The organism is Nonomuraea maheshkhaliensis, from assembly GCF_039529435.1.
In the GTDB taxonomy this organism is placed as follows: domain Bacteria; phylum Actinomycetota; class Actinomycetes; order Streptosporangiales; family Streptosporangiaceae; genus Nonomuraea; species Nonomuraea maheshkhaliensis.
On record NZ_BAAAMU010000010.1, the window covers coordinates 48,657 to 73,436 of the forward strand.

A 24,780-nucleotide genomic window follows, 5' to 3' on the forward strand; every position below is an offset into this window, starting at 1 on the left:
TGAATCGGATTCAGCCTAATAGGCGTCCCCGTCATGCGGGCACCCCTGAACGGAAAGGCCCGCCTCCGGATCGGGAGACGGGCCCAGCGAGCCTGGTCAGGCCCTGGTGGTCTTCGTGGTCTTGGTGGTGCGGGTCTTCTTGGCCGGCTCGATCGGCTCGGCGACGGGCGGCTCGGCGGCCACCGACACCTCTTCCAGCTCCAGCGCGGCCTCGCCCGTGGTCTTGCTGACGACCTTGCGGCCGCGCGTGGCGAAGTCCTCGTAGACCTCGGTGGCCCGGTGGGAGAGCTGATCGGCGTATTCACGCGCCTTCTCCGGGAGCTCCCTGGCGATGCCCTCGGCCTTGTCGGCGTACTCGCGGGCCTTGACCGGCAGGTCCTTGGCCAGCTCCGTGCGGCGCGACTGCAGCTTCAGCAGCTGCTCGGGCAGCTCGCGCAGCTTCTCGACCGCATAGTCGCCGGCGCCGGCGACCGCGTAGAACGGCTTGGACTCGGTGAGCTTCTTGACCTCGGTGGCGAGCGTCATGGGTTAACCTTCCTTGGTTTCCTGGGTGACGTTGCCGTTGCGTGAGGTCGCCGCGTAGGGCTCAAGTGCGGCGAGAAACTCCTCGGGCAGCGGCTCGTCGTCCGTATCGGAGTCGTGCCGGGGACGGGCATTCTGGGAGGTCTGCTCGTCTTCGGCGCGTCTCTCCTTGAGGAACGACTCGTAGATGTCGATCAGCACCTGGCGTTGCCGTTCGCTGAGATTCGCGTCGGCCCGGATCGCGGTGATCACATCGCTCGGCGGCTCGCGGTCCTCGATGAGGCCCGCCTGCACGTAGAGCGCCTGTGAGGAGATGCGCAGTCCTTTGGCGATCTGGTTGAGAATCTCCGCGCTCGGTTTGCGCAGCCCCCGCTCGATCTGGCTCAGGTAGGGGTTGGAGACCCCGGCAGCCGCGGCCAGCTGGCGCAGCGAGATCTTCGCCTGCTGCCGCTGATCACGGATGTATTCACCGATCGAGCCGACCTTGGGTAGTGCCATGCCTGTAGTCTGCCTCGCGCTGCTTGCAAATGCAAACGCGGTGATAAACTCCAGCAAGCATTACAGCTGGAAAATCCACAGGAGCGGGGTGCTGGTGACCAAACTCACAGACAGCGCGATGAAGCCGTAGCGCACCGACGTGGACAGCTCGGGATCGGGCTTGACCAGGCGATTCACCCTGGCCATGACATTTTGCGCCTGGACGCCCAGCATGCCGTGCGGGGTCGGCATGGCGCCCGCCGTGCCGAACCTGAGCAGCGCCGTCGCCAGCCGGCGCGGCGAGCAGTAGCGGCGGGCCCGGTCGTCGGCGGCCATCTCGATGAGCAGCTCCACCTGCGCCTGGGCCTCGGCCACCACCTTCGACCACGGCATCGCCCGGCGCAGCGCGGCGAAGGGCAGCAGCACCAGGTCGTGGCGCTCGCGTACGTGCGCCGCCTCGTGCGCGAGGACGGCCGCCAGCTCGTCCTCCGACAGCAGCTTGAGCGCGCCCTCGCTGACCACGACCTGCGAGCGCAGCCCCGGCACGCAGTAGGCGGCGGCGCTGGGATGGGCCAGCACCCGCACGCCCGGCACGCCCGGGTCGTCGTGGGAGATCAGCGTGAGCAGCATGCGGTGCCTGCGGCGGGCCCGCAGCGCCTGCACGCCCGCGGTGAGCAGCACCACGATCAGCACCGCGAGCGCGGTGAGCCCCGCGATCAGCGCCAGCACGTGCAGCGGGTCCCACGCCCGCGCGGGCGCCTGCCCGTGCGCGAACGCGATGAGCCCCGGCAGGGCGCCGACGTCGTAGGGCTGGACGGCGTAGGCGAGCATGGCCCCGGTGGTGGCCAGGCCCCACGAGACGCCGAGTGACTGCCAGAGGATGATGGCCAGGCGCGGGGCGCGCGAGGTCCACCGGGCCGTGGTGAAACGCCAGGAGCCGACCGCGCACGCCGTGGCGAGCGCTGCCAGCACCGCTGCCGTGATCACTCGTCCTCCAGCTCCGTAAGGGCTCTGCGCAGGATCTCCGCCTCTGGGTCCGACACTGCCTGGGCGAAGCGGGTCAGGGCGGCCGAGCGGTCGCCCGTCAGGTCCAGGGCTTCAAGCATAAGCTCGGCGATGTACGCGTCGCGGCTTTCGGCCGGCTGATATCTCCACGCGCGCCCGTCGCGGGTGCGTTCGAGGAAGCCCTTGCGGGTGAGCCGGTCGAGAACGGTCATGACCGTGGTGGGGGCCAGGTCGCGGTCGGCGATCAGTTTGCCGACCTCGCGGGCGGTCAGCGCGCCGCTCTCCGCCCAGAGGATGTCCATGATGCTGCGTTCAAGCTCGCCAAGACCCTTCACACCATTCAGGGTAGCTCTACAACGTGTCGAGCTGGCATCCGGGTGGCGCGGCTTCGTGAAGAACGCGTTGTGAAAGTGGTTCGTGACAGTCTCAGGACCATGAAGCTCACGCTGGTCCAAGGCGACATCACCGAGCAGGCCGTGGACGCGGTGGTCAACGCCGCCAACTCCTCCCTCCTGGGCGGCGGAGGCGTGGACGGCGCCATCCACCGCCGGGGCGGGCCGGAGATCCTGGCCGAGTGCAGGAGGCTGCGCGCGAGCCACTACGGCCGCGGCCTGCCGACCGGCCAGGCCGTGGCGACCACGGCCGGCCGGCTGCGCGCCCGCTGGGTGATCCACACGGTCGGGCCCGTCCACTCCGCATCGGAGGACCGCTCGGAGCTGCTCGCCTCCTGCTACCGGGAGTCGCTGCGGGTGGCCGACTCCCTGGAGGCCGCCTCGGTGGCCTTTCCCGCGATCTCGACCGGCATTTTCGCATGGCCGATGGACGACGCCGCCGGCATCGCCGTGGAGACGGTTCGGCGGGCGGAGACGTCGGTGGAGGAGGTCAGGTTCGTGCTGCTCGACAGTGCCGCGTACGCCGCGTTCGGGGCGCGCTTCTGAGCGCGCCCCGAGCTCACATCAGGGCGCCCATGGAGGTGCGACCGCCCAGGTGACGTCCTGGTCGTAGCTCACCGGGTTGTCGAAGGCGTGCGAGCCGCCCGGCACCGCGATGTGCACGGCCTCGGCGTTGTGTCGCACGGCGTGCCCGGCGATGTTGTACGACGCCAGCGTCACCCCCGTGCCCCCGGCCCTGGGCGGCTGGGCGCAGAAGGTGGCGTCCTGGTCGAACAGCGCCGTCCCGTCACGGGCGTCCTTGCGCACCCGGAAGTCGGCGTGCCGCAGGTAGTGCCCGGCGAAGTTGCGCGACTCGAACGAGTAGCAGCTCCCGTCGGCCAGCCCTCGGCGCACGTAGAACGTGGCGTCCTCCTTGAGCACCTGCGCGCTGCCCGCGTTGACCACGTCGGTGCGCGCCAGCGAGCTCTGGTGGCGCAGGTACCGGTCGGTGAACTCGGGTGTCGTCACCCGCAGCGACTGCGCCGCCCCGACCGTCAGGTCGGCCCCGCTGCGCCACCAGGGCGTCGCGGGCAGCCAGGTGACGTCGGCGGCGAACGACGCAGGGCTGTCCCACGCGTTCGGGCCGCCGCTGCGCGCCACGTAGACGGCCTCGGAGAAGTGGCGCAGGAAGTGCCCCGGCAGGTTGCGCGACTCCAGCGACACGCCGGTCCCCGCCTGCGCGGGTCGCACGCAGAACGTGGCGTCCTGGTCGAACAGCGCCGTCCCGTCGCGGGCGTCGGCACGGACCCGGTAGCCGGAGTGCCGCAGGAAACGACCGGGCAGGTTGCGCGACTCGAACGACACGCACGCGCTGTCGCCCAGCCCCGCCCGCACCCGGAACGTGGCGTCCAGCTTGAGCCCGTCCGCGCTCGCCGCGTTGACCACGTCCGTGCGGGCCAGGTCGTTCTGGTGGCGCAGGAAGCGGTCGGTGTGGCCGGAGGTGGTGACGCGCAGCGAGGTGAGCCCGCCGGTCACCAGGCCGGTGGCGGACTGGATGACCGAGCGGTTGACGGCGCGGACGCGGTCCGCGTTCGTCTTCAGCACCCGGCGGTCGTACGTCCACAGGCCGTTGACCTCGTTCTCGACGTCCGTGGGCTGGGTGTAGATCGAAGCCGACAGCCCGTTGTCCGTGATCAGCGGCTTGAGCTGCTCGTTGATCGAGACGTAGCGGTCGGTCAGCGCCGACTGGTTCGCGGTCATCTCGTACGCGAAACCGGTGCCCGGCCACTGGTTGCCGGGGCTGAGCAGGCCGAGGCCGCCGAACTCGCCGAGCACGGCCACCCGGCTCGCGCCGGGCCGCTGCGGCGTCCCCGGACCCACGTAGATGTGGTCGTCCACCACGTCGCCGTTGCCGCCGTCGAAGCCGCAGCAGTTGGAGCCGGAGTTGTTGTTCACCAGGCGGGTGGGGTCCCAGCTCTTGACCAGGTCGGCGATGCGGGCGGGGTCGTACTCGCCCCAGCCCTCGTTGAAGGGCACCCACTGCACGATCGAGGTGATCCCGCGCAGGTGGTCGATCATGCGGCGCAGTTCGCTCTCGAAGTTGGCGCGGTCGGCGGCAGAGGGGGTGACGCCGGTGCGCATCGAGGGCATGTCCTGCCAGACCAGCAGGCCGAGCCGGTCGGCCCAGTAGTACCAGCGGGCGGGCTCGACCTTGACGTGCTTGCGGACGGTGTTGAAGCCGAGCGCCTTCTGCTGTTCCAGGTCGAAGCGCAGGGCCGCGTCGGTGGGGGCGGTGGAGATGCCGTCGGGCCAGTAGCCCTGGTCGAGGGTGCCGAGCTGGTAGAGGAACCTGCCGTTGAGCGTGGGACGCAGCACGCCGCCGACGACGGCCTTCCCCACCGACCTCATCCCGAAATATCCGGACACGACGTCGCCGCCGCCGGTGCCGGTCAGCGTGACCCTGAGGTCGTACAGGAAGGGGTCGTCGGGCGTCCACAGCCGGGCGTTCGGCACCGGCACCCGCAGGTGCGCCCCGATCGCGCCGGTCGCGGTGCCGACCACGGCGCCGCCGGTCATGACCTCGGCCCGCACCTGCTGGCCCGAGGCCCCGGCCGCCTGCACCACCAGGTCGAGCTGCCCGGCGGCCACGTCGGGCACGGTGTCGAGGCGGGTGATGCTCGCGGCGTTGACCGGCTCCATCCACACGGTCTGCCAGATGCCGGAGTGCGCGGTGTAGAAGATGCCGCCGGGTGAGCGGCGCTGCTTGCCGATCGGGGCGCCCGCGCCGTCCACCGGGGCGTACACGCCGACGATGAGCTCGTTCGAGCCGGCGCGCAGGGCCGGGGTGATGTCGAAACCGAACGGGTCGTAGCCGCCGGTGTGGGTGCCGACCGAGGTGCCGTTCACCCACACCCGGGTCTCCCAGCTCACCGCGCCGAAGTTGAGCCGCACGCGGCGGCCCGACCAGGCGGCGGGCACGGTGAAGGCCCTGCGGTACCACATGCGGTCCTCGTGCCGCTGGACCCGCGACAGCCCCGACTCGATCGGGTACGGCACCAGCACCTGCTCGGCGAGGTTCTGCCCGGTCGGCGGGGTGGTGATGGAGCCGGTCGCGGCGAACTGCCACAGGCCGTTGAGGTTCTGCCACTCGGGGCGGACGAGCTGGGGCCGCGGATACTCCGGCAACGCGTTGTCGGGGCTCACCTCGGCGGTCCATGGGGTGGTCAGCGGGGGCGCCGCCAGCGCCTCCTGCACGGGTAAGGCGACGACTGCTCCTGAGAGGACCAGCACCGCGGTGAGGCGGCGGGCCCAGCCTGAGAATCTGCTCATCTCGGCTCCTTGACGAGGACCGGTGCTGACTCCCCCCGACAGGTTGCGACCGAACTTGAACGAGTTAGATCGCACCGTGACCATATACCGGAGATCACCTGTGCGAAATAGACCATTTGCGCGGGATTTTTCAGGCGCGTGGATCGACCGCTGACCACGGGAGCGTCAGCTCGCCCAGCCGCCACCGCGCCACGCCGCCCAGCGGCGGCCGCATCGGCACCGGCCAGGAGCCCGACAGGGCCTGGATCGTGGCCAGCCACCGCTGCCGCCGCCCGTGCGCGCCGTAGGGGGCGCTGACCGCCCAGGCCCGATCGAAGTCGCTCAGGAACGCATGAATCCGCTCGCCCGGCACGTTCCGGTGGATGAGCGTCTTGGGCAGCCGGTCGGCCAGATCGGACGGCCGCTCGAAGGCGTCCAGCCTGGCGGAGAACGTGATCGTCCGCGGCCCGCCGGCCGTCAGCCCCGCCCAGACCGCCCGCCGCCCGTTCTCCGAGGAGGTGCCCTCGACCAGGACGCCGCCGGGGGCCAGCCGCCCGGTCAGCACGTCCCAGTACCGCCAGGCGTCCTCCTCGCCGTACTGCCGCAGCACGTTGAAGGCGCGCACCAGCGTGGGCGGGCGCGGGACCGGCAGCTCGAAGCCGCCCAGCCGGAAGCTCAGCCCCTCCCGCTCGTACGGCTTCGCCACCGCCACCCGGGCCGGATCGATCTCGATCCCCACGACCTCCACACCCGGCGCCACCCGGCGCAACCGGGTGAACAGCTCCAGCGTGGTCGTGTGCGACGCGCCGTACCCGAGATCGACCACGAGCGGCCGTCCGGCCGAGCGCAGCAGCGGGCCGTGCACGGCGGCGATCCAGCGGTCGCCGCGCCGCAGCCGGTTGTGCCCGGTCGTCCCCCGGGTGATCGCCCCGACGGGCTTAGCCACCGACCCGGTGCACCTTGTGCTGGGCGGCCTGCGCCCGCGGGCGGATGACCATGCGGTCGATGTTCACGTGGGCGGGCCTGGTCACCGCCCAGGCGATGGCGTCGGCCACGTCGCCCGCGGTCAGCGGGTCGGGCACGCCGGCGTACACACGGGCGGCGGCCGCCTCGTCGCCCCTGAACCGGGTGACCGCGAAGCCCTCCGTCTGCACCATGCCCGGGGCGATCTCGACGATCCGCACGGGCTTGCCGACGAGTTCGAGGCGGAGGGTCTCGGCCATCGTGCGCTGGGCGTGCTTGGCCGCGACGTAACCGCCGCCGCCCTCGTACGCGTCGAACGCCGCCGTGGAGGTGAGCATGACCAGCACCCCGTCACCCGACTCCACCAGCCGGGGCAGCAGCGCCTGGGTCACGCGCAGGGAGCCGAGCACGTTGACGTCGTACATGCGCTGCCAGTCGTCCAGCCGGCCATCGGCCACCGGTTCGAGGCCGTGGGCGCCGCCGGCGTTGTTGACCAGCACGTCGCAACGCTCCAGCGAGGCGGCCAGCGCGTCCACCGACTCCTGCGAGGTCACGTCGAGCGTCACCGGCCTGATCGAGGGTGTCTCCGCGGCCAGTTTCTCCAGCCTTTCGCGACGGCGCGCCCCCGCCACCACGTCATACCCTTCGGCGGCCAGCCGCCGCGCGGTCGCCTCTCCGATCCCGCTGCTCGCACCGGTCACCACAGCCGTCTTCCGCATGTGTCACATCCTGCCAGGCGGGGTCGCGGACGGCGGTTGTGCACCCCCGGTTGTGACTGTCTGTCGGGAATGTCGAAAAATTCGGATTTGTTGTACATCGCTTGGAGGTGATGTCGAGTGAGGCGACGACGGGTGAGCCGGGTCGCGACCATCAGCATGCACACATCACCGCTGGACCAGCCCGGGACGGGCGACGCCGGTGGCATGAACGTGTACATCGTCGAGTCCGCCAAACGGCTGGCCGAACTCGGCGTGGAGGTGGAGATCTTCACCCGGGCCACCTCCCGTGACCTCCCGCCCGTGGCCGAACTCGTCCCCGGCGTCCTCGTCCGTCACCTGACGGCCGGTCCTTACGAGGAGATGGACCGCGCCGACCTGCCCGGCCAGCTCTGCGCGTTCCTGTCGGAGGTGCTGCGCACCGAGGCCGTCTACGACCCGGGCCGCTACGACGTCATCCACTCCCACTACTGGCTGTCCGGCCAGGTCGGCTGGCTGGCCAAGGAGCGCTGGGGCGTTCCGCTCGTGCACACCATGCACACCATGGCCAAGGTCAAGAACCGGCTGCTCGCCCAGGGCGACCGCCCCGAGCCCCAGGCGCGCGTGGTCGGCGAGGAACAGGTCGTGAGCATCGCCGACCGCCTCGTGGCCAACACCTCGGAGGAGGCGTCCGAGCTGATCGGCCTGTACGGCGCCGCCCCCGGCCGCGTCGTGGTCGTGAATCCCGGCGTCAACCTCACCCTCTTCCAGCCCGCTTCACAGGGCGCCGCCCGGCACCGGCTCGGCCTGCCGCAGGACGCCCACGTGCTGCTGTTCGTCGGCCGCATCCAGCCGCTCAAGGCGCCGGACGTGCTGCTGCGAGCCGCCTCCAGGATGCTCATCGACGACCCCTCCCTGCGCGGGCGCCTGGTGGTGGCCTGCGTCGGAGGCCCGTCGGGCAACGGCCTGGCCCGGCCCTCGTTCCTCGCGGAACTGGCCACCGAGCTGGGCATCTCCGACGTCGTCCGCCTCGTGCCCCCCGCTCCCCAGGAGGAACTGGCCGACTGGTACCGCGCCGCCTCCGTCACGGTCGTGCCCTCCTACAGCGAGTCGTTCGGGCTCGTGGCGCTGGAGTCGCAGGCGTGCGGCACGCCGGTGGCCGCGGCGGCCGTCGGAGGGTTGCGCACCGCCGTACAGGACGGGGTCTCCGGCCTGCTCCTGGACGGTCACGACCCCTCCCAGTGGGCGCGGGCGCTGCGCCGCTTCCTCACCGAGCCGCGCTGGCGCGACCAGCTCTCGGCGGGGGCGCGGACGCACGCCACCGCGTTCGGCTGGCAGGCCACGGCCGCCCACCTCAGGGAGGTCTACGCCGCCGCCGTCGCGAACCTGCACCCGATCTCCGTGGCCGCCGTCTGACCGCGCCTTCTGACCGTACTTTGTTCTAGCCTGGGCGGCATGCGCGAAGTCGTCGAAGCCGCGCTCAAGGCCGCGGACGTCTCCTATGACGAGCCGCGGCCGGGGGCGTTCCTCGCCAAGCTGCCCGGGCAGCACAAGCTCGCCACCATGACCTGGCTGATCGTGGGGGAGCGGATGCTGCACGTCGAGGCGTTCTTCTGCCGGCAGCCCGACGAGAACCACACCGAGTTCTACCGCTGGCTGCTGGGCAAGAACGGCTCGATGTACGGAGTGCACTTCTCCCTCGACCCCGTCGGTGACGTCTACCTGGTCGGCCGCCTGCCGCTGACCGCCGTCACGGAGGAGGAGATCGACCGGCTGCTGGGGTGCGTGCTGACGTACTCCGACGAGTGGTTCGACCGGGCGCTGGAGCTCGGGTTCGCCTCGTCGATCAGACGGGAGTGGGAGTGGCGGGCCAAGCGGGGAGAGTCGCTGGCCAACCTCCAGGCCTTCGCCCGCTTCGCCGACCCGGACCGGTAGCCTGCCCCCGCTTCGCCGACCCGGACCGGTGACTCCTCCTGGGAACCATAGGATTGGCCGCATGGCGACTTTGGTGCTGCTTAGGCACGGCGAGAGTGACTGGAACGCGAAGGGCCTGTTCACCGGCTGGGTGGACGTGAGCCTGTCGGCCAAGGGCGAGGACGAGGCGCGGCGCGGCGGCAAGCTCCTCCAGGACGCCGGGGTGCGTCCCGACGTCCTGCACACCAGCCTGCTGACCCGGGCCATCCAGACGGCCCAGCTGGCGCTGGCGCAGGCCGACCTGCTCTGGCTCCCGGTCAAGCGCAGCTGGCGGCTCAACGAACGCCACTACGGCGCCCTCCAGGGCAAGAACAAAGCCCAGACCCGCGAGGAGTTCGGCGACGAGCAGTTCATGCTCTGGCGCCGCTCGTACGACACGCCCCCGCCCCCCATCGCCGACGACGACGAATACTCCCAGGTGGGAGACGCCCGCTACGCCCTGCTGCCCTCCGAGCTGATGCCCCGCACGGAGTGCCTGAAGGACGTGGTCGAGCGGATGCTGCCGTACTGGTACGACGAGATCGTCCCCGACCTGGCGGCCGGCCGCACCGTCCTGGTGACCGCTCACGGCAACTCCCTGCGGGCGCTGGTCAAGCACCTCGACGGCATCGACGACGAGACCATCGCCGGGCTCAACATCCCGACGGGCATCCCGCTGGTCTACGAGCTCGACGCCGACTACCGGCCGGTGCGGCGGGGTGGCGAATACCTCGACCCCGAGGCCGCCAAGGCCGCCATCGAAGCCGTCGCCAACCAGGGCCGCTGACCCTCAGGTCGCCACGGGGGCGGGGCCACGCGGCCCCGCCCCGCGACCTCACATCGACGGCTTCCCGAGCAGCGGAAGGCGGCGCAGCCCGGTCAGCGACGGCGCCTGGATGAACTCCACGGAGTCCTCCGGATCGGTACGCAGGACGGCGAAGCGGTCGAGCAGGATGTTCAGCGCGATCCGCCCCTCCAGCCTGGCCAGGGGCGCGCCCAGGCAGAAGTGGATGCCCCGGCCGAACGCCAGATGCGGGTTGGGATCGCGATCGGGATCGAACGCCTCGGGGTCCCCGAACTGCCGCGGATCCCTGTTGGCCGCGGCCATCCAGCACATCACCAGCTGATCGGCCGGGATCGTCACCCCGCCGAGCTCCGCCTCACGCGTGGTGGCCCGGCCGAGCAGCGCGAACGGCGTGAACAGCCGCAGCGACTCCTCGATCACGGCCGGGACCGAGGCGCGGTCGGCGCGCACCCTGTCCTGCTGATCGGGGAAGGCGTCCAGGCACAGCACGGTGTTGCCGAGCAGCATCGTCGTGGTGATGTGCCCGGCCAGCAGGAGCAGGATGGCGAAGTTGACCACCTGCTCGTCGGGCAGGCGCTCGCCGTCCACCTCGGCCTCGACCAGCCTGGTGAGCAGGTCGGCGCGCGGCTCCCCGCGGCGCTCGGCCGCGTGGCCGGCCAGGTAGTCGCTCATCTCGCGCCACGGCTTCATCGTGGCCTCCAGCGCCGCGCCGCGTTCCTCGGGGGACGGGTTGACCGAGATGTCGGCGTCCCGCTGGAACAGCGCGTCCGCCCACCGCTTGAACAGCGCGCGATCACCGCTGGGCACGCCGAGCAGCTCGGCGATGACGATGACCGGCAGCGGATAGGCCAGGTCGCGCACCAGCTCGAACCGCTCGCCCTCCCGCGCCGCGTCGAGCAGCTCGTGGGTGATCGCGGCGATCCGCGGCTCCAGGTCCGCGACCACCTTACGGGTGAACGCGCTGCTCACCAGCTTGCGCAGCTTCCCGTGCTCCGGCGGGTCGATCTGGGTGATGAAGCCCTCCAGCGAGAAGCCGTCCTTCGGCACCAGGTCCTTCGGCACCACCCGCATCGTGTCGGAGGAGAAGGTCGCGGGGTCGCCGAGCACCTCCTGCAGCTCCGGGTATCCGTACACGGACCACATCCCGGTCCGTGCGTCGAACTCGACGGCCGGGCCGGTCCGGGGCCCGTGCAGCCAGAACAGTTGCTTGGGGACGTCGTACCGCTCGACGATGTGCGCCATCGTCACTCCTTGGTTGAGGATCCCTCTGCTGTGGCGTACGTCATGACGACTTCTCGCGGTATTCCTCCCAGCGCTCGATCAGCCGGTCGGTGTCCTGCATGAGGAAGGCGAAGAACTCGCGCGCCTCCGTCAGCCGGGCGCGCGGCTCCGGCCGGTCCTCGGGGAGCACCGACAGCCCGAAGTCCAGCGCGTCGAGACTGACCTCCAGGCCGGCGAGCTGAACCCGCATCGCGTGCGTCCAGCCGCCGTCGGCCACCCGGTAGCGGTGTTCGCGACCGGCCGTGGGCACCCGCTCGGCCATGCCGATCATCTCCATCTGCCTGGCGACGGTGCTGATCGCGGTCTTGCTCACGCCGAGCTCGGCCGCCAGGTCGGTGAGTGACTGGTCGGGCGGGTCGCAGACCATGAGCCAGGCGTGCAGGCGGCCCATCGTCCGCGTGCCGCCCAGCCGCTCCATGACCAGCCCCATCCGGTCGACGAACTCCCTCACCGGGGGCTCCACCGGCATCAACTCCGCAATTATCGTCAAGTACGTACTTTACGTACGGTACGCCGTGATTCGGGAGTTGTGAAGAACCGCGTCGTCGACCCGCCGGGACGAGGTCAGTTCTCGGGCGGGGGCCAGCTCGGCCAGGTGGGCGGCGGCGCGTTGTAGGTCTGCCAGAGCCTCGCCGCCTTCTCCAGGCAGGCGGGGCAGATCGGCTGGTCGGCCGAGCGGGCCACGGCGTCCGGGCCGGCCGGGCGGAGGGTGCCGAGCACGGTGAAACCCGGCGGCAGGCCGGTCTCAGGGTCGATCAGCACCGTCTCCACCGTCTCCGGGGCGGCGCTGAACGTGCGCTTGCACGCGAAACACCGCCTGGTCGCGCGCGCCTCTTCCTCCGCCATCGGCCAGACCTCCAGAACGGCACCCGTACCCGGCCCAGCATGGACCATCCCGTCCCGGCGTCAAGCCCGGCCCCGGTCGTCAGCTCGGGCGGGTCCCGGTGACGAGGTAGACGACGTCCTGCGCCACGCGTACCGCATGGTCGGCGTACCGCTCGTAATAGCGTCCCACCAGCGTGATGTCGATCGCCGGCTCGACCCCGTGCTCCCACTCCTTGGACAGGATCTTCCTGAACAGCCGCCGATGCAGCCGGTCCATCGCGTCGTCGTCCTGCTCCAGCTCGAGCGCGGACTCGACGTCGCGCGAGGCCACGCAGCTGCCGGCCTTCGTGACCAGCGTCTCGGCGATCTGGCCCATCTCCAGGATGGTGGAGCGCAGCTCGGGTGGGATGGCCGAGTCGGGGTGCCGCAGCCGGGCGACCTTGGCGACGTGGACGGCGAGGTCACCCATCCGTTCGAGGTCCGTGCCCATGCGCAGCGCCGTGATGACCATCCGCAGATCCACCGCGACCGGCTGCTGCCTGGCCATCAGCTCGAAGATCGAGGTCTCGATGTCGGCGAAGGTCGCGTTCACCTCCTCGTCGCGGGATATGACGCTCTCCGCGAGGGTGAGGTCGGCGTCGAGGAGGGAGGTGGTGGCACGGGAGATCGCCGAGCGGACAAGGCGGGTCATCTCGACCAGCTTGTCGGTCAGTGCGTCGAGTTCTTCGTGGTACGCGTCACGCATGCCGTCACCGTACGACTCGCTCGATGAACGAACCCCTACGGCCAGATGAACTTTCCAGGAAAGGGGCGTTCATCCCCTGATGAGGGGGTCTGTCCCTGCGAAAACGCCGCCTACCATCGGAGACATGAGTGAGATGGCCATGAGCTTCGCGGCCCTGGCCGGGTTCGTGGTGGGCGCCCTGGCGGTCCTGTTCTACCGCAATCAGATCGAGGCGCCCAGCCGCACCACCGCCGCGGACGGAATCGAGACAGGCGCCGCACTGCCACAGGGCGTCGCGTCCGTGCTGGCCGTGCTGCCCTCGTCCGCCGTGGTCCTCGACGCCCACGACCGCGTGCTGCGCGCCAGCTCGGCGGCGCGGGCGTTCGGGCTGGTCAAGGGCGACCGGCTGATGGCCGCTGAGCTGCTCGCCCTGGCGAGACAGGTGCGTCGCGACGGCGAGATCCGCGAGAGCGAGATCGACGTCGCCGGCCACAAGTTCGGCCAGGAGACCACGAACTTCGCCGTCCGCGTCGCCCCCCTCGGCTCCTACGGCCAGGTGCTGGTGCTGGCGGAGGACCAGACCGAGCGGCGCAGGGTCGAGGCCGTACGCCGCGACTTCGTCGCCAACGTCAGCCACGAGCTGAAGACCCCGGTGGGCGCCATGAGCCTGCTGGCCGAGACCATCCAGGACGCCGCCGACGACCCCGAGGCGGTCAGCCGCTTCGCCGGGCGCATGCAACTGGAGGCGGCCCGGCTCAACTACCTGATCCAGGACCTGATCACGCTCAGCCGGATCCAGGGCGCCGAGCCGATCCCCACCCCCGGCCAGGTCGTGATCGACGAGACCGTGTCCGACGCCATAGACCACTGCAACACCAGGGCCTCCGCCAAGGACATCACGCTCGTCACCGGCGGCACCGAGGGCCTGCGCGTCTGGGGCGACGTCGAACTGCTCGTCACCGCCCTGCGCAACCTGATCGACAACGCCGTCGCCTACAGCCCCGAGCACACGAGGGTCGTCGTCAGCGTGCGCCCCGCGGGCGATTCGGTCGAGATCAGCGTCAGCGACCAGGGGATCGGCATCCCCGAGGAGGCGCTGGAACGCATCTTCGAGCGCTTCTTCCGCGTCGACGCGGCCCGGTCGCGCGCCACCGGCGGCACCGGGCTCGGCCTGGCCATCGTCAAACACGTCGCCGCCGCGCACGCGGGCGAGGTGTCCGTCTGGAGCAAGGAAGGGTCCGGCTCCACCTTCACGCTCCGCCTGCCCGCCTTCGGCGGCACGGCGGTGGCAGTACCACCCTCGATTCCCCTGGAGGCAGCCCCATGACCCGTGTTCTCGTCGTCGAGGACGAGGAGTCCTTCTCCGACGCCCTGTCCTACATGCTGCGCAAGGAGGGCTTCGAGGTGTCGGTCGCGGCGACCGGGCCCGAGGCGCTCGACACGTTCGACCGCAACGGCGCCGACCTGGTGCTGCTCGACCTGATGCTGCCCGGGTTGCCCGGCACGGAGGTGTGCCGCTCGCTGCGGCAGCGCTCCAAGGTGCCGGTCATCATGCTGACGGCCAAGGACAGCGAGATCGACAAGGTCGTGGGCCTCGAACTGGGCGCCGACGACTACGTCACCAAGCCGTTCTCCTCGCGCGAGCTGGTCGCCCGCATCCGCGCGGTCCTGCGCCGCCAGGGCGACCTCGTCGAGGAGCTGGAGACGGCCGTGCTGGCCGTCGGCCCGGTGCGGATGGACGTCGACCGCCACGTCGTCGCCGTGCGCGGCGAGCAGGTGCAGCTGCCGCTGAAGGAGTTCGAGCTGCTGGAGGTGCTGCTGCGCAACGCCGGGCGGGTGCTCACCAGGGGCCAGCTCATCGACCGCGTCTGGGGTGCCGACTACGTGGGCGACACCAAGACGCTCGACGTCCACGTCAAGCGGCTGCGCGCCAAGATCGAGTCGGACCCGTCCAACCCGCGCTGCATCCTGACCGTGCGCGGCCTGGGCTACAAGTTCGACGCCACCGAGGAGTGAAGGGCCCCGGCACGTGTCCGGGGCCCTCTCACCCGCTGTCAGTGGGCCTCCTCCGCGGGGGCGGTGGCCGTCGGGGTGGGCGTGGGCGCCGGGGTGGCGCCGGGGGCCGGGGGATACTGCGCGAACTCACGGCTGCGCGTGACCACAGGCACGTTCATGGACACGACACCGGCCTGGGCGAACTGGAGGTCCAGCTTGATGCTCTCGCCGCCCCTGAGGCTCTTGGGGATCGCCTCCAGCATGAGCTGAGGGGTGGGCTTGCCGGTGTTGACGAGCTGGCCGACCGGGAGCTGGATCGGGGCGGTGACCTTGACGGTGCCCATGTTCCCTGCCGAGACGGCCTGCAGCGTGTCGGGGGCGCCGGCCGTGTTGAGGATGTTCAGGTAGATCGGGGCCGAGCCGCGCCAGGGGAGCTGCGCTCCTGAGTCGGGGCCGAGGATGAACGCCTGCGGGATGTGAATGCCGCTCTTGCTGCCGTACTGGCCGTTATCGAGCAACACTTGCGCCTCGTTCGGCGCGTACGGCTTGTTGGTGGTGGCGTCGAATCCTGCCCCGCAGCCCGCCAGCACGGGGGCGGCCAAGAACGCGGCGGCTACGACAATCCAGCGACGGCTGGTCACGGGCGGGTTCTCCTTGGTCTTGCGCAGGTGTCGCGCGTGCGTGATGTGCAGCGCCCACCATATCCACCCCAATGCAAGGTCATATCCGCACCCCCGCAGGTCATTCGCTATGTCCGGAAATGCGATTCATACTGTTGAGCGCTTGTCAAGCCCCAATATGCGGCGTTGACCTGCAGTTATGAGGATTTCACTGTTCCGGGAGGCTGTGGACGCGTGGTACCCTGGAGTACAGCGGAAGGGGTACTTGTCACATGACTTTCCAGGTCGGCGACACTGTCGTCTACCCCCACCATGGGGCTGCTCGGATCGAAGCAATCACGAAGCGATCCATCAAGGGTGAGGAAAAGACCTACCTGGTGCTCAAGGTCGACAAGGGCGACCTTACCGTCCAGGTGCCAGCTGAAAACGCGGAACTCGTCGGTGTGCGCGATGTTGTCGGCCAGGAAGGCCTTGAGCGGGTTTTCGACGTCCTTCGCATGCCGCACACGGAAGAGCCGACCAACTGGTCTCGTCGTTACAAGGCCAATCTGGAGAAGCTCGCCTCCGGTGATGTGAACAAGGTCGCCGAGGTGGTTCGGGATCTGTGGCGCCGGGATCGTGAGCGTGGCCTGTCGGCGGGTGAGAAGCGCATGCTCGCCAAGGCGCGCCAGATTCTCGTCAGCGAGCTGGCTCTTGCCGAGAAGACCAATGAGGACAAGGCTGAGGCCCTGCTCGACGAGGTTCTCAACTCCTGAACACACATCTTCCACGGGTGGGCGTCGGAGTCGACGTCCACCCGTTCGCATCGGATGACTCAGGACGCGAGCTCAACCTCGCCGGGCTGTCCTGGCCCGACCAGATCGGCCTCGACGGCCACTCCGACGGCGACGCCGCCGCCCACGCGGCGTGCGACGCGCTGCTGTCGGCGGCCGGCCTGGGCGACCTCGGGCGGCTGTTCGGCACGGCCGACCCACGCTGGGCCGGCGCCACGGGCGCGGCCCTGCTGGAGGAGACCGCGCGCCAGGTGCGCGCCGCCGGTTACGAGATCGGCAACGTGGCGATCCAGGTGATCGGCAACCGGCCCAAGCTGGCGCCACGCCGCGAGGAGGCCGAGAAGGCGCTCAGCGCGGCCCTGGGGGCGCCGGTGAGCGTCTCCGCCACCACCACCGACGGCCTGGGCCTGACCGGCCGCGGCGAGGGCATCGCGGCCATCGCGACGGCCCTCGTGGTCAACCTTTCCTGAGCGCCGGGCGTCTTTACGTAGGGATACGTGAGGGTGTCCCGGCGGGTCGCCGGCCGACCCGCTGAATGCGGAGGCGGCGGTTCGTCACTGGCGCGGTACGGGCCGCCGCCTTCCCATCTATGCGTAGTTTGCCTGATCAGAGGGTATGTGTCCCAAGACATGTGAACGTCTCGGGGGGAGCTACACATGATCGGCGCGATCGTATCCGCGGTAGTCATCGGCGCCATCGTCGGTGCGCTGGCCCGGCTGCTGGTGCCCGGCCGGCAGAACATGTCCATCGGCCTGACCCTGATCGTCGGCATCGTGGCGGCCCTGATCGGCACCCTGATCGCCCAGGCGTTCGGATGGGCCGACACGCGAGGGATCGACTGGATCGAACACATCCTGCAGCTCGTCCTGGCCATCGCCGGCGTGCTCCTCGTGACCAAGATGGGCATGGGACGCGGCGGCCGAGGCGGCCGAACAACGACCTGACCTGGCCATTTGTAAATTCGGCGCATAAAAGCCGTAGATCGGGTAGGCCACTTCCCGTGAGAGTGAACCGCTCACCCTCACGGGGAGGTTTCATGTCATGACCATCGAATCCATCCTTGGCGCCATCGTGATCGGCGCCGTGATCGGCGCAATCGGTCGTCTGCTGCTGCCCGGCAGGCAGGCCATCGGGTGGATCCTCACCATCGTCGTCGGCATCGTGGCCGCGCTGCTGGGGACGCTGCTCGCGCAGGTACTCGGTGTGGAGACGACCCCCGGCATCGACTGGATCGAGCTGGTGATGCAGGTGGTGCTCGCAATCGTCGGTGTGGGCCTGGTCGCGGGCCTGCGGCGCGGTCGCAGCGTCTGACGCGACCGCCTGAGGCGACGCGACGGCCTACGCGGCGTACGACGCGACGGAGCGTCTGACGTGGCGCAGGGCTCGGGCCGCGGCGGCTGACGCGATGGAGCGTCGGACGCGCCGGCGAAGCGGGATACATGGACCCGCCCGGGAAGCGATCCCGGGCGGGTCCCCTCATGCTGTCCTACAGGCCGTTTCCGCCGCGTTGACCCCTTCTCGGGCCTTCTGCCGCCCCGTCCCTCCCGGCGTGGGCCGTTCGGGGCCTTGGGACGGCCCATCGCCCGCGTCGAGCGTTCTGGGCTGCTGACGGCCCGTCCCTCGTGTTCAGTCCTCGGGCGGGCGCGGGGTGCTGCGCAGACGCTCGGCCGGGGCCGGGGTGTCGTCGTGGATCACCGGATGGGGCGCGGTGTCCTCCATCTCGCCCGCGTTCTCCGTCCGGCCGGCGACCTGCCTCCGCTCCTCCACGTCGGCCAACTCCGGGCCGTGCTTCGGGTCGGGCGTGTCGTCCGCGACGATGGGGTGCGGCTGGGTGTCGGCGTCCTTGTCGTCCGCGCTGGGACGGGGGTGGACGAGGACGTCGGCAGGCTTGACCCGATCCCCCCAGCGCACGGGCCGTGTCACCGGCTCGGGCTCAGGAGCAGGTGTCACTTCGGGCGCGGGCTGGGGCTCGTCAGCGGCTTCGTACGCCTGAGCCGGCCGCGGCTCGCCGGCGGCCTCATCCGCGGGGACGTCATCCGCGGGGACGTCATCCGCTGGGGCTTCGTCTGCCGGAGTCACGTCCGCTGGGGCCGGCCGAGGTGCGGGAGGGGCCTCATGAACGGGGCTGCCGGGCGCGGGCTCAGGGGCGGGACGGGGCGCGGGCACGGCGGGAGCATCGGTGGCGGGCTGAGGCGACTCCTCCTCCTGCACCGGCCACTCGCTCACCCGCGCCGACACCGGCGGCGTCTCGGGAGCGGCGGTGGGGCCGACCACCGGAGCGGACTCCAGAACGGGCGCGGCCGACGCCGTGGCGAGCGTGGGCGGGGTCTCGGCCTGGGGATGAGGCCGGTGGAAGGGCACGAGGTCCTGCTCCGCCGTACGTTCCGGATCCTGCTCGGCGGCCTGCCCGCGACGGCCCTGCACGTGCTTGATCAGCAATAACCACAGCCACAGCGCCAGGGCCAGCATCACCCACGGCGCCAGCGCCACGCCGATGGCCGCCTCCCGCACGCCGAACTCGAACCGCACCGCCGAGGCCACGTTCACCGCCGCGGCCGCCACGATGAGCAGCACCAGCACGAACGCCGCCTGCACGCGTACCAGCGTCCTGGCCGGGCGCAGCAGCAGCACGCCGATGAGCGCCACCAGGAGCAGCGCGTCGAAGGCGGCCGGATAGAGGAAGGCGAGGTCCTGCCGGGCCTCGCCGGTGAGGGCCAGCGCGCGCAGGTCGTCGAAGGACAGCGCGCAGGCGGCCCCGGCGAGGGCGGCGACCGCGAGACCGGCCAGAGCGAGGCCGAGTCGGCGGAGCACAGAGGGGGGAGTCACGTCCATGGCGGTTCGAGCCTACAGAAGATTGACTTCTTCCCCGCTCATGGCGGCGGGCGATTCCTCGGCCAGTCGCGGGATTCCGGCCTTCCGGCGCGCCCGGCGAGGCGTACCGCGTTCATCAACACCCACCGCGACGGAGAGAGCCGGCCGCGTCAGGAGAGGACTCCCGCACCGCTCCGCCGCAGCGACGAACCCCTGCGCCGTCACACCGGAGGACGGGACCTGGGCGGCCGTGAGCATCTTTGATGAGATCCTACGACGGACCGATCAACCGCCCGCCCGATCCATCACTCATGGGAGGCATTACATGGCCGCGCTGTCAGCCGATGTCCGCAAACTCCTGGACGCGCCGAATTACGCGACCGTGGCGAGTCTCAACCCCGACGGCGGGCCGCAGTCGTCGGTCGTGTGGGTGCGTACGGATGGCGACGACGTGCTGTTCTCGACCGTGAAAGGCCGCCAGAAGCCGCGTAACTTCGAGCGCGACCCACGGGTGAGCCTGCTGGTGATCGATCCGGACAACCCGCTGCGCTACGTGGAGGTGCGCGGCCGGGCGACCGTGACGCCCGACCCGGAGGGCGCGCTTATCGAGGAGCTGTCGCAGAAGTACCGAGGTCGCTCATGGGAGGACAAGCCGGGCACGGAGCGGCTCATCGTACGGATCTCGCCGGACTGGGTCTACTTGCGAGGCTGATTTATCGGCGTGATGACGGCTCTGAGGCGTTAGCCTTGCGTTCGTGAGCCTGCACATCTACGACACCAGTACACGCGCCATCCGTGAATTCGTTCCGGTCGAAGCCGGCCGGGCGTCGATTTACCTGTGTGGCGCGACCGTGCAGGCTCCCCCGCATATCGGACATATCCGGTCGGGCGTCAACTTCGACGTGCTCAGGCGCTGGATGGCGCGTTCCGGCTACGAGGTGACGTTCTGCCGCAACGTCACCGACATCGACGACAAGATCATCAGGGTGTCGGCCCAGGAGGGCGTGCCCTGGTTCGTCGTGGCCGAGCGCAACCAGCGGGCCTTCACGTGGGCGTACGACACGCTGGGCTGCCTGCCGCCGACCGTCGAGCCGCGCGCCACCGGCCACGTGCCCGAGATGATCACGCTCATGGAGCGGCTGATCGAGCGCGGCCACGCCTACGCCTCGGGCGGCGACGTCTACTTCGACGTACGCTCCTACGCCGACCGCTACGGCTCCCTCTCCAACCAGAAGCTGGAGAACATGCGGGCCGCGGCCGACACCGACGACGAGTCGTGCAAGCGCGACCCGCGCGACTTCGCTCTGTGGAAGGGCGAGAAGCCGGGCGAGCCGACCTGGCCGACCCCGTGGGGCCCCGGGCGTCCCGGCTGGCACCTCGAATGCTCGGCGATGGCCACGAAATACCTCGGCCCGGCGTTCGACATCCACGGCGGCGGGATCGACCTGATCTTCCCGCACCACGAGAACGAGATCGCCCAATCCCAGGCGGCCGGCGACGACTTCGCCCACTACTGGATGCACAACGGCATGCTGAAGATCGGCGCCGAGAAGATGAGCAAGTCGCTCGGCAACTCGCTGCTGATCCCCGACATGGTGCAGAAGGTGCGCCCGGTCGAGCTGCGCTACTACCTGGCGGCGCCCCACTACCGTTCCTCGATCGACTACTCGGAGGAGGCGCTGCTGGAGGCCGCGGCCGCGTACCAGCGGATCGAGGGCTTCGTGACGCGGGCCGCCGAGGTCATCCACGACGTCGACGCCGACGCGCCGCTGCCGCAGGCGTTCGCCGACGCGCTCGACGACGACCTGGGCACGCCCCAGGCGCTCGCCGTCGTGCACGAGGTGGTGCGCGAGGGCAACGTGGCGCTGGCGCGAGGCGACAAGGAGGCCGTGGCCCGGCTGCTGGCCGAGACCCAGAACATGCTCGACGTCCTCGGCCTCGACCCGCGCTCGCCGCAGTGGCGCACCGCCGGCACCGACCTGACGCCGGTGGTCGACGCGCTGGTGGCGGTGGCGCTGGAGCAGCGCAAGGCGGCCAGGGAGCGCAAAGACTACGCCGCCGCCGACGCGATCAGAGACCAGCTCTCGGCCGCGGGCATCACGGTCGAGGACACCCCCCACGGCGCCCGCTGGGAGCTCACCCGCTAGATCATCTGGGCCGAGATGGGCGGCGGCCCGAGTACCCTTGTTCCATGGCAGCTGGGGGTAGATCGTCGGGCAGGCCCGCGAAGAAGAAGGGCCCGGCCAAGGGCACCGGTGGGCAGAAGCGCCGGTCGCTTGAGGGCCGCGGCGCGACTCCGCCTGCCGAGATGCGTCACTGGTACAAAGACAAGGCCCGCGGCGAGCGCATCGCCCGCGAAGACCAGGGCGGCGGCGCGCGCCGCCCTGCACCCGCCAGGCAGCGCCGCTCGGAAGACGCCCCCGAATACATCGGCGGCCGCAATCCGGTGCTGGAGGCGCTGCAGGCCGGGGTGCCGTGCAACGCCCTCTACGTCGCGCAGCGCATCGACAACGACGATCGCGTACGCGACTCCATCAAGATCGCGGCCGAACGCGGCATCGCCCTGCTCGAAGTCACCCGCGACAAGCTCGACCGCCTGACCGAGGGCGCCGTCCACCAGGGCGTGGCCCTGCAGATCCCGGCCTACGACTACGCGCACCCGTCGGAGCTGGTGGAGCTCGCCCACGACGCCGGCGAGGTGCCCCTGATCGTCGCCCTCGACTCGGTCACCGACCCCCGCAACCTGGGCGCCATCGCCCGCTCCGCCACCGCCTTCGGCGCCCACGGCCTGCTCATCCCGTCCCGCCGCTCGGCCGGCGTCACGGGCGGCGCCTGGAAGACCTCCGCCGGCACCCTGGCCAACCTCCGCGTCGCCCGCGCCGCCAACCTCACCGCGGCCCTGCGCGAATACCGCGAAGCCGGCCTCTTCGTCGTCGGCCTCGACGGCGCCGGCCAGACCGACATCGGCGACGCCGACCTCCTGACCGAGCCCCTGGTGGTCGTCGTAGGCTCGGAAGGCAAGGGATTGTCCCGCCTGGTCCGCGAACACTGCGACGTGGTGACCCGCATCCCGATCCATGCCGCCACGGAGTCACTGAACGCGGGGGTGGCGGCGGGGGTGGCGCTGTACGAAGTCGCTCGTCACAGGCGTCTCTAGCGTCTACACTGGTAGGCCGTGCCGACGTAGCTCAATCGGCAGAGCATCTGTCTTGTAAACAGAAGGTCAGGGGTTCGATTCCCCTCGTCGGCTCTGCAACAAGAAGCCCCTGAACAGGCGATTCGCCGTCAGGGGCTTCTTGGTTTGTCAGGACAATGTCGAGATCTTGCTAACGGGCTTGCTAACACGGTGGCTCCCGTCTTCAGCCGTTGACGGCCCTGGCGAAGACGTCGGCGGCGGACGCCGCTTGCTCGTGGATGACGTGGGCGTAGACGCGCAGGGTGATCGCCGGGTCGGCGTGCCCCAGGCGGGCCGCGACGACGTGGACTGGGACGCCGGCCAGGAGCAGCGTCGTGGCGTGGATATGGCGGAGATCGTGTAGGCGGGTGTGGGGGAGCTGGGCTCTCGGGTTCTGGTTGTTGTGGGTCTCGATGAGCTTGGGCATCAGGGAGCTGGGCGTATCTGGGAACAGTGGGTCTCCCCAGCCGGTCGTGAAGACGTACGCGCCGCCGCCCTTCCACGACTCGCCGAGGCGGAGACGTTCCTCGTCCTGGCGGGCGCGGTGAGCCTTGAGGACCCTGACCGTGCCAGGGTCGAGGGACACCACGCGGGAACGTCCGCTCTTGGTGGTGCCCTCGACCCGCTGGCGGTCGATCACTGGCCCTGTGCCGGTGATGTGGATCTGTGGCTTGTCCAGGTCCACATCTGTCCAGCGGAGGTTGAGCAACTCGCCGCGACGAGCGCCCGTATAAGCGGCCAGGTGGAAGAAGGCGTACAGGCGGTGCTCGTGAGCCGTCATGAGGAACGCGCGGAGCTGGGCTGGGGTCCAGATCATGCCGGGCTCGGTGGCCTGGGTGCGTGGGAGCTTGGCGCGTTCGGCGGGGTTCTAACAATGGCTTCGGGCAACTGCGGCGGCGGCTCCCCGACCATCGCTCGAGCAGCCGTCCAAGTGCTCGGTTGGCCTAGGGGACGATCTTCTAGCGCTCACTATTAGTCATAGATTGATCACTGACGGCCGTGACGATCGCTGACTTCGGTTCTCACCGTAGGTGGCCTGGGCGATCGGCTGCCGCGACCCTCCTTCGTCGGGTCTTGCCATCGGATGCCGTGGCTGAGGTGGTATGAGCGTTGACGACAGCAGCGATGACAACGTCGGCCACCACGAGCGTTCGACGGCAGCCTCACGCTACCGCTGACCTTGGTCGATAATCCGGGCACCAAAGCAGTTGGTCCGCCTGAAAAGCGGACAGTCGTCGCACTCTGGTGGGCCCGGCTCAGCCGTCAGTTTGTGCTCGGACGCTCTGCGAGGTCACGAGCAAGGTCGAGCAGGTGAGGCAGGCGCAGGATTCGGCCGCTGCTTCCGGGTAGCGGAATGTGTAGGGGGTCGGTCCAGTGGGTGGGAATTGCTGTCGGTCCGTATACGGCTCCGGCCAGGCCGCCGGTGACAGCGGCGACGGTGTCGGTGTCGCCACCCAGGTCGATGGCGGCGCGGATGGCGTCCTTGTAGCTGCGGGTGGTGCGCAGGGCCCAGACGGCTGAGCCGAGACAGGGCCAGACGGCGCCGTTGAACTCGGTGGCGTGGTCGGGATGCCAGTCGGTCGCGAGGACGGTGGCGTAGCGCTGACGATGGTCGGGTTGGACGGCTGCGAGGGTCTGGGAGAGCTCGTCCACGGGGTCCGCGCCGTTCAGGGCGATACGTATCAGGTCGTGGAAGATCGCGGTGCCTTCCCGTGCCGCCGGGTCGCCGTGGGTGAGGGCGGCGATGTGTCGGGCGGCGTCCATGGTGGCCTGTCGGCCGTCGCGGGCGAAGTACACCGCCGACGGGGTGGCCCGCATGAGCGCGCCGTTTCCAGCGGCTCGGTGGCTGCTTTGGTAGTGGGCGGTGGCGGCCTGGTCCCAGGGCAGGCCGCGGGTCAGTACGTCTTCGGTCTGTAGTCCGATGTCTTTGGGATCATCGGCTGCCCACCGTTGGAAGCGGGCGAAGATGTCCGGCAGGTTCAGGCCGCCATGCTCCAACAGTGACTCGGCTACGTGAACGGCCATCTGCGTATCGTCGGTGGCCTCACCGGAGTCCCAGCCGCCGCCTCCGCTCATCTCGCCGCCGGCACTCGGTAGCGGGAAGCGGGAGGAGAACGCTCCTGGCGGGCCGAACTCGAATGGCGCACCCAACGCGTCGCCCACAGCCGAGCCGACGATCGCGCCAACGGCACGCTGCGTAAGGTTCACTTTGGCAGGCTACCGAGCTGATCGACGGAGAGGGCGGGGCAGGTCAAGACGGGTCAGGGCGCCGGGCAGAGCGTTGCGTACAGCAGCGGAATACAGCAACGTCGGCTTACGAGATCACACGTTGTCAACCCGCATCTACCGCTTGACTAGGGATGCGGGCCCTCGATGAGGTCACTGGCTCCCGTTTGCAAGCAGGAAGTCAGGAGTTCGAATCTCCTGGGCTCCACCAGGGAAAACGCCCCGCCACTGATCACGTGGCGGGGCGTTC

At 70.1% G+C, this 24,780-nt stretch carries 28 protein-coding genes and 1 tRNA gene; 14 read left to right on the forward strand and 15 right to left on the reverse strand.

Going from position 1 to position 24,780, the window contains the following annotated elements; all coding sequences use genetic code 11:
- Nucleotides 1–96: 96 nt before the first annotated feature.
- Genes ABFX54_RS09210 through ABFX54_RS09225 form a run of 4 tightly spaced genes read right to left on the reverse strand, consistent with a single transcriptional unit; the run spans nt 97 to nt 2,339 of the window.
- Nucleotides 97–525, reverse strand: a complete 429-nt coding sequence (locus ABFX54_RS09210) for a hypothetical protein (RefSeq protein WP_346103170.1) — start codon at nt 523–525, stop codon at nt 97–99.
- Nucleotides 526–528: 3 nt separating this feature from the next.
- Entirely contained in the window at nt 529–1,020 is a 492-nt protein-coding gene (locus tag ABFX54_RS09215; protein ID WP_346103172.1) for a helix-turn-helix domain-containing protein, read from the reverse strand.
- A gap of 60 nt (nt 1,021–1,080) precedes the next feature.
- Complete coding sequence (locus ABFX54_RS09220) at nt 1,081–1,986, reverse strand: M56 family metallopeptidase (RefSeq protein ID WP_346103173.1); 906 nt, start codon at nt 1,984–1,986, stop codon at nt 1,081–1,083.
- Nucleotides 1,983–2,339, reverse strand: a complete 357-nt coding sequence (locus ABFX54_RS09225; protein WP_106244125.1) for a BlaI/MecI/CopY family transcriptional regulator — start codon at nt 2,337–2,339, stop codon at nt 1,983–1,985. The genes ABFX54_RS09220 and ABFX54_RS09225 overlap by 4 nt, the downstream gene beginning before the upstream one ends.
- Nucleotides 2,340–2,438: 99 nt before the next feature.
- On the opposite strand from ABFX54_RS09225, the gene ABFX54_RS09230 reads away from it, so the two are divergent.
- On the forward strand, nt 2,439–2,942 hold the full coding sequence (locus ABFX54_RS09230) for an O-acetyl-ADP-ribose deacetylase (protein ID WP_346103175.1): 504 nt from the start codon (nt 2,439–2,441) through the stop codon (nt 2,940–2,942).
- 18 nt (nt 2,943–2,960) lie between these two features.
- On the opposite strand, the gene ABFX54_RS09235 is transcribed toward ABFX54_RS09230, so the two are convergent.
- From ABFX54_RS09235 to ABFX54_RS09245, 3 genes are all read right to left on the reverse strand, one after another.
- Nucleotides 2,961–5,705 (reverse strand): AbfB domain-containing protein, encoded by a 2,745-nt coding sequence (locus ABFX54_RS09235; RefSeq protein ID WP_346103177.1) that lies wholly within the window; start codon nt 5,703–5,705, stop codon nt 2,961–2,963.
- A 130-nt stretch (nt 5,706–5,835) separates the two neighbouring features.
- Nucleotides 5,836–6,630 (reverse strand): class I SAM-dependent methyltransferase, encoded by a 795-nt coding sequence (locus tag ABFX54_RS09240; RefSeq protein WP_346103178.1) that lies wholly within the window; start codon nt 6,628–6,630, stop codon nt 5,836–5,838.
- Nucleotides 6,623–7,366, reverse strand: a complete 744-nt coding sequence (locus ABFX54_RS09245; protein ID WP_346103180.1) for an SDR family NAD(P)-dependent oxidoreductase — start codon at nt 7,364–7,366, stop codon at nt 6,623–6,625. The genes ABFX54_RS09240 and ABFX54_RS09245 overlap by 8 nt, the downstream gene beginning before the upstream one ends.
- 117 nt (nt 7,367–7,483) lie before the next feature.
- Between ABFX54_RS09245 and mshA the strand changes: the two genes are divergently transcribed.
- The 3 genes from mshA to ABFX54_RS09260 all read left to right on the forward strand — a co-directional run bounded on the left by mshA (nt 7,484) and on the right by ABFX54_RS09260 (nt 10,082).
- On the forward strand, nt 7,484–8,758 hold the full coding sequence (gene mshA / locus ABFX54_RS09250) for a D-inositol-3-phosphate glycosyltransferase (RefSeq protein ID WP_346103182.1): 1,275 nt from the start codon (nt 7,484–7,486) through the stop codon (nt 8,756–8,758).
- Nucleotides 8,759–8,797: 39 nt separating this feature from the next.
- Nucleotides 8,798–9,277, forward strand: coding sequence for a type III secretion system chaperone family protein (locus tag ABFX54_RS09255; protein ID WP_346103184.1), 480 nt, complete (start codon nt 8,798–8,800; stop codon nt 9,275–9,277).
- Between the two features lie 61 nt (nt 9,278–9,338).
- Nucleotides 9,339–10,082: a phosphoglyceromutase gene (locus tag ABFX54_RS09260; RefSeq protein ID WP_346103186.1), complete on the forward strand. Its 744-nt coding sequence runs from the start codon at nt 9,339–9,341 to the stop codon at nt 10,080–10,082.
- Between the two features lie 48 nt (nt 10,083–10,130).
- On the opposite strand, the gene ABFX54_RS09265 is transcribed toward ABFX54_RS09260, so the two are convergent.
- From ABFX54_RS09265 to phoU, 4 genes are all read right to left on the reverse strand, one after another.
- Complete coding sequence (locus ABFX54_RS09265; protein ID WP_346103188.1) at nt 10,131–11,342, reverse strand: cytochrome P450; 1,212 nt, start codon at nt 11,340–11,342, stop codon at nt 10,131–10,133.
- Nucleotides 11,343–11,382: 40 nt separating this feature from the next.
- Nucleotides 11,383–11,832 carry a GbsR/MarR family transcriptional regulator gene (locus ABFX54_RS09270; protein WP_346103189.1) on the reverse strand — a complete coding sequence of 150 codons (450 nt, stop codon included), beginning with the start codon at nt 11,830–11,832 and terminating at the stop codon, nt 11,383–11,385.
- Nucleotides 11,833–11,945: 113 nt separating this feature from the next.
- A complete protein-coding gene (locus ABFX54_RS09275) occupies nt 11,946–12,227 on the reverse strand; it encodes a hypothetical protein (protein ID WP_346103191.1) in 282 nt (93 codons plus the stop codon).
- A gap of 79 nt (nt 12,228–12,306) precedes the next feature.
- Nucleotides 12,307–12,951 carry a phosphate signaling complex protein PhoU gene (gene phoU, locus ABFX54_RS09280; RefSeq protein ID WP_346103193.1) on the reverse strand — a complete coding sequence of 215 codons (645 nt, stop codon included), beginning with the start codon at nt 12,949–12,951 and terminating at the stop codon, nt 12,307–12,309.
- A 124-nt stretch (nt 12,952–13,075) separates the two neighbouring features.
- Between phoU and ABFX54_RS09285 the strand changes: the two genes are divergently transcribed.
- Nucleotides 13,076–14,257, forward strand: a complete 1,182-nt coding sequence (locus ABFX54_RS09285; RefSeq protein WP_428834515.1) for a sensor histidine kinase — start codon at nt 13,076–13,078, stop codon at nt 14,255–14,257.
- On the forward strand, nt 14,254–14,946 hold the full coding sequence (locus ABFX54_RS09290) for a response regulator (protein WP_346103194.1): 693 nt from the start codon (nt 14,254–14,256) through the stop codon (nt 14,944–14,946). The genes ABFX54_RS09285 and ABFX54_RS09290 overlap by 4 nt, the downstream gene beginning before the upstream one ends.
- 38 nt (nt 14,947–14,984) lie before the next feature.
- On the opposite strand, the gene ABFX54_RS09295 is transcribed toward ABFX54_RS09290, so the two are convergent.
- Nucleotides 14,985–15,638, reverse strand: a complete 654-nt coding sequence (locus ABFX54_RS09295; protein WP_346103196.1) for a copper chaperone PCu(A)C — start codon at nt 15,636–15,638, stop codon at nt 14,985–14,987.
- 179 nt (nt 15,639–15,817) lie between these two features.
- Here ABFX54_RS09295 and ABFX54_RS09300 point away from each other — a divergent pair, with 179 nt between their 5' ends.
- The 4 genes from ABFX54_RS09300 to ABFX54_RS09315 all read left to right on the forward strand — a co-directional run bounded on the left by ABFX54_RS09300 (nt 15,818) and on the right by ABFX54_RS09315 (nt 17,629).
- Nucleotides 15,818–16,300 carry a CarD family transcriptional regulator gene (locus ABFX54_RS09300; RefSeq protein ID WP_043624891.1) on the forward strand — a complete coding sequence of 161 codons (483 nt, stop codon included), beginning with the start codon at nt 15,818–15,820 and terminating at the stop codon, nt 16,298–16,300.
- A gap of 17 nt (nt 16,301–16,317) precedes the next feature.
- Entirely contained in the window at nt 16,318–16,788 is a 471-nt protein-coding gene (ispF, locus tag ABFX54_RS09305) for a 2-C-methyl-D-erythritol 2,4-cyclodiphosphate synthase (RefSeq protein WP_346103199.1), read from the forward strand.
- A gap of 186 nt (nt 16,789–16,974) precedes the next feature.
- Nucleotides 16,975–17,262, forward strand: coding sequence for a GlsB/YeaQ/YmgE family stress response membrane protein (locus ABFX54_RS09310; protein WP_346103200.1), 288 nt, complete (start codon nt 16,975–16,977; stop codon nt 17,260–17,262).
- A 97-nt stretch (nt 17,263–17,359) separates the two neighbouring features.
- Nucleotides 17,360–17,629 carry a GlsB/YeaQ/YmgE family stress response membrane protein gene (locus tag ABFX54_RS09315; protein ID WP_106244160.1) on the forward strand — a complete coding sequence of 90 codons (270 nt, stop codon included), beginning with the start codon at nt 17,360–17,362 and terminating at the stop codon, nt 17,627–17,629.
- 315 nt (nt 17,630–17,944) lie between these two features.
- Here the strand turns inward: ABFX54_RS09315 and ABFX54_RS09320 are convergent, their stop codons facing one another.
- The gene (locus ABFX54_RS09320; RefSeq protein ID WP_346103202.1) at nt 17,945–19,150 is read right to left on the reverse strand and encodes a DUF2637 domain-containing protein; all 1,206 of its coding nucleotides are present in this window, start codon (nt 19,148–19,150) and stop codon (nt 17,945–17,947) included.
- Nucleotides 19,151–19,454: 304 nt separating this feature from the next.
- Between ABFX54_RS09320 and ABFX54_RS09325 the strand changes: the two genes are divergently transcribed.
- The 4 genes from ABFX54_RS09325 (at nt 19,455) to ABFX54_RS09340 (ending at nt 22,379) form a co-directional block, all read left to right on the forward strand.
- The gene (locus ABFX54_RS09325; RefSeq protein ID WP_346103204.1) at nt 19,455–19,841 is read left to right on the forward strand and encodes a PPOX class F420-dependent oxidoreductase; all 387 of its coding nucleotides are present in this window, start codon (nt 19,455–19,457) and stop codon (nt 19,839–19,841) included.
- Between the two features lie 43 nt (nt 19,842–19,884).
- Nucleotides 19,885–21,276 (forward strand): cysteine--tRNA ligase, encoded by a 1,392-nt coding sequence (gene cysS / locus ABFX54_RS09330; RefSeq protein ID WP_346103205.1) that lies wholly within the window; start codon nt 19,885–19,887, stop codon nt 21,274–21,276.
- A gap of 44 nt (nt 21,277–21,320) precedes the next feature.
- Nucleotides 21,321–22,286 carry a 23S rRNA (guanosine(2251)-2'-O)-methyltransferase RlmB gene (gene rlmB / locus ABFX54_RS09335; protein WP_346103207.1) on the forward strand — a complete coding sequence of 322 codons (966 nt, stop codon included), beginning with the start codon at nt 21,321–21,323 and terminating at the stop codon, nt 22,284–22,286.
- Nucleotides 22,287–22,306: 20 nt separating this feature from the next.
- Nucleotides 22,307–22,379: transfer RNA gene (locus ABFX54_RS09340), tRNA-Thr, on the forward strand.
- 109 nt (nt 22,380–22,488) lie between these two features.
- Here the strand turns inward: ABFX54_RS09340 and ABFX54_RS09345 are convergent.
- Together ABFX54_RS09345 and ABFX54_RS09350 are read right to left on the reverse strand one after the other, a co-directional pair.
- Nucleotides 22,489–23,121 carry a site-specific integrase gene (locus ABFX54_RS09345; protein WP_346103209.1) on the reverse strand — a complete coding sequence of 211 codons (633 nt, stop codon included), beginning with the start codon at nt 23,119–23,121 and terminating at the stop codon, nt 22,489–22,491.
- 446 nt (nt 23,122–23,567) lie between these two features.
- Nucleotides 23,568–24,512, reverse strand: coding sequence for an ADP-ribosylglycohydrolase family protein (locus ABFX54_RS09350; protein WP_346103211.1), 945 nt, complete (start codon nt 24,510–24,512; stop codon nt 23,568–23,570).
- Between the last annotated feature and the right edge of the window lie 268 nt (nt 24,513–24,780).

Excerpts from the sequence above, each read along its gene's own strand:
- ABFX54_RS09285 (WP_428834515.1), top strand. The coding sequence starts at position 13,076 with ATGAGTGAGATGGCCATGAGCTTCGCGGCCCTGGCCGGGTTCGTGGTG.
- ABFX54_RS09260 (WP_346103186.1), top strand. The coding sequence starts at position 9,339 with ATGGCGACTTTGGTGCTGCTTAGGCACGGCGAGAGTGACTGGAACGCG.
- ABFX54_RS09310 (WP_346103200.1), top strand. The coding sequence starts at position 16,975 with ATGATCGGCGCGATCGTATCCGCGGTAGTCATCGGCGCCATCGTCGGT.
- ABFX54_RS09325 (WP_346103204.1), top strand. The coding sequence starts at position 19,455 with ATGGCCGCGCTGTCAGCCGATGTCCGCAAACTCCTGGACGCGCCGAAT.
- ABFX54_RS09345 (WP_346103209.1), bottom strand. The coding sequence starts at position 23,121 with ATGATCTGGACCCCAGCCCAGCTCCGCGCGTTCCTCATGACGGCTCAC.
- ABFX54_RS09320 (WP_346103202.1), bottom strand. The coding sequence starts at position 19,150 with ATGGACGTGACTCCCCCCTCTGTGCTCCGCCGACTCGGCCTCGCTCTG.
- ABFX54_RS09300 (WP_043624891.1), top strand. The coding sequence starts at position 15,818 with ATGACTTTCCAGGTCGGCGACACTGTCGTCTACCCCCACCATGGGGCT.
- ABFX54_RS09230 (WP_346103175.1), top strand. The coding sequence starts at position 2,439 with ATGAAGCTCACGCTGGTCCAAGGCGACATCACCGAGCAGGCCGTGGAC.
- phoU (WP_346103193.1), bottom strand. The coding sequence starts at position 12,951 with ATGCGTGACGCGTACCACGAAGAACTCGACGCACTGACCGACAAGCTG.
- ABFX54_RS09265 (WP_346103188.1), bottom strand. The coding sequence starts at position 11,342 with ATGGCGCACATCGTCGAGCGGTACGACGTCCCCAAGCAACTGTTCTGG.
- ABFX54_RS09245 (WP_346103180.1), bottom strand. The coding sequence starts at position 7,366 with ATGCGGAAGACGGCTGTGGTGACCGGTGCGAGCAGCGGGATCGGAGAG.
- ABFX54_RS09315 (WP_106244160.1), top strand. The coding sequence starts at position 17,360 with ATGACCATCGAATCCATCCTTGGCGCCATCGTGATCGGCGCCGTGATC.
- ABFX54_RS09235 (WP_346103177.1), bottom strand. The coding sequence starts at position 5,705 with ATGAGCAGATTCTCAGGCTGGGCCCGCCGCCTCACCGCGGTGCTGGTC.
- ABFX54_RS09255 (WP_346103184.1), top strand. The coding sequence starts at position 8,798 with ATGCGCGAAGTCGTCGAAGCCGCGCTCAAGGCCGCGGACGTCTCCTAT.
- ABFX54_RS09290 (WP_346103194.1), top strand. The coding sequence starts at position 14,254 with ATGACCCGTGTTCTCGTCGTCGAGGACGAGGAGTCCTTCTCCGACGCC.
- ABFX54_RS09275 (WP_346103191.1), bottom strand. The coding sequence starts at position 12,227 with ATGGCGGAGGAAGAGGCGCGCGCGACCAGGCGGTGTTTCGCGTGCAAG.
- ABFX54_RS09215 (WP_346103172.1), bottom strand. The coding sequence starts at position 1,020 with ATGGCACTACCCAAGGTCGGCTCGATCGGTGAATACATCCGTGATCAG.
- ABFX54_RS09210 (WP_346103170.1), bottom strand. The coding sequence starts at position 525 with ATGACGCTCGCCACCGAGGTCAAGAAGCTCACCGAGTCCAAGCCGTTC.
- rlmB (WP_346103207.1), top strand. The coding sequence starts at position 21,321 with ATGGCAGCTGGGGGTAGATCGTCGGGCAGGCCCGCGAAGAAGAAGGGC.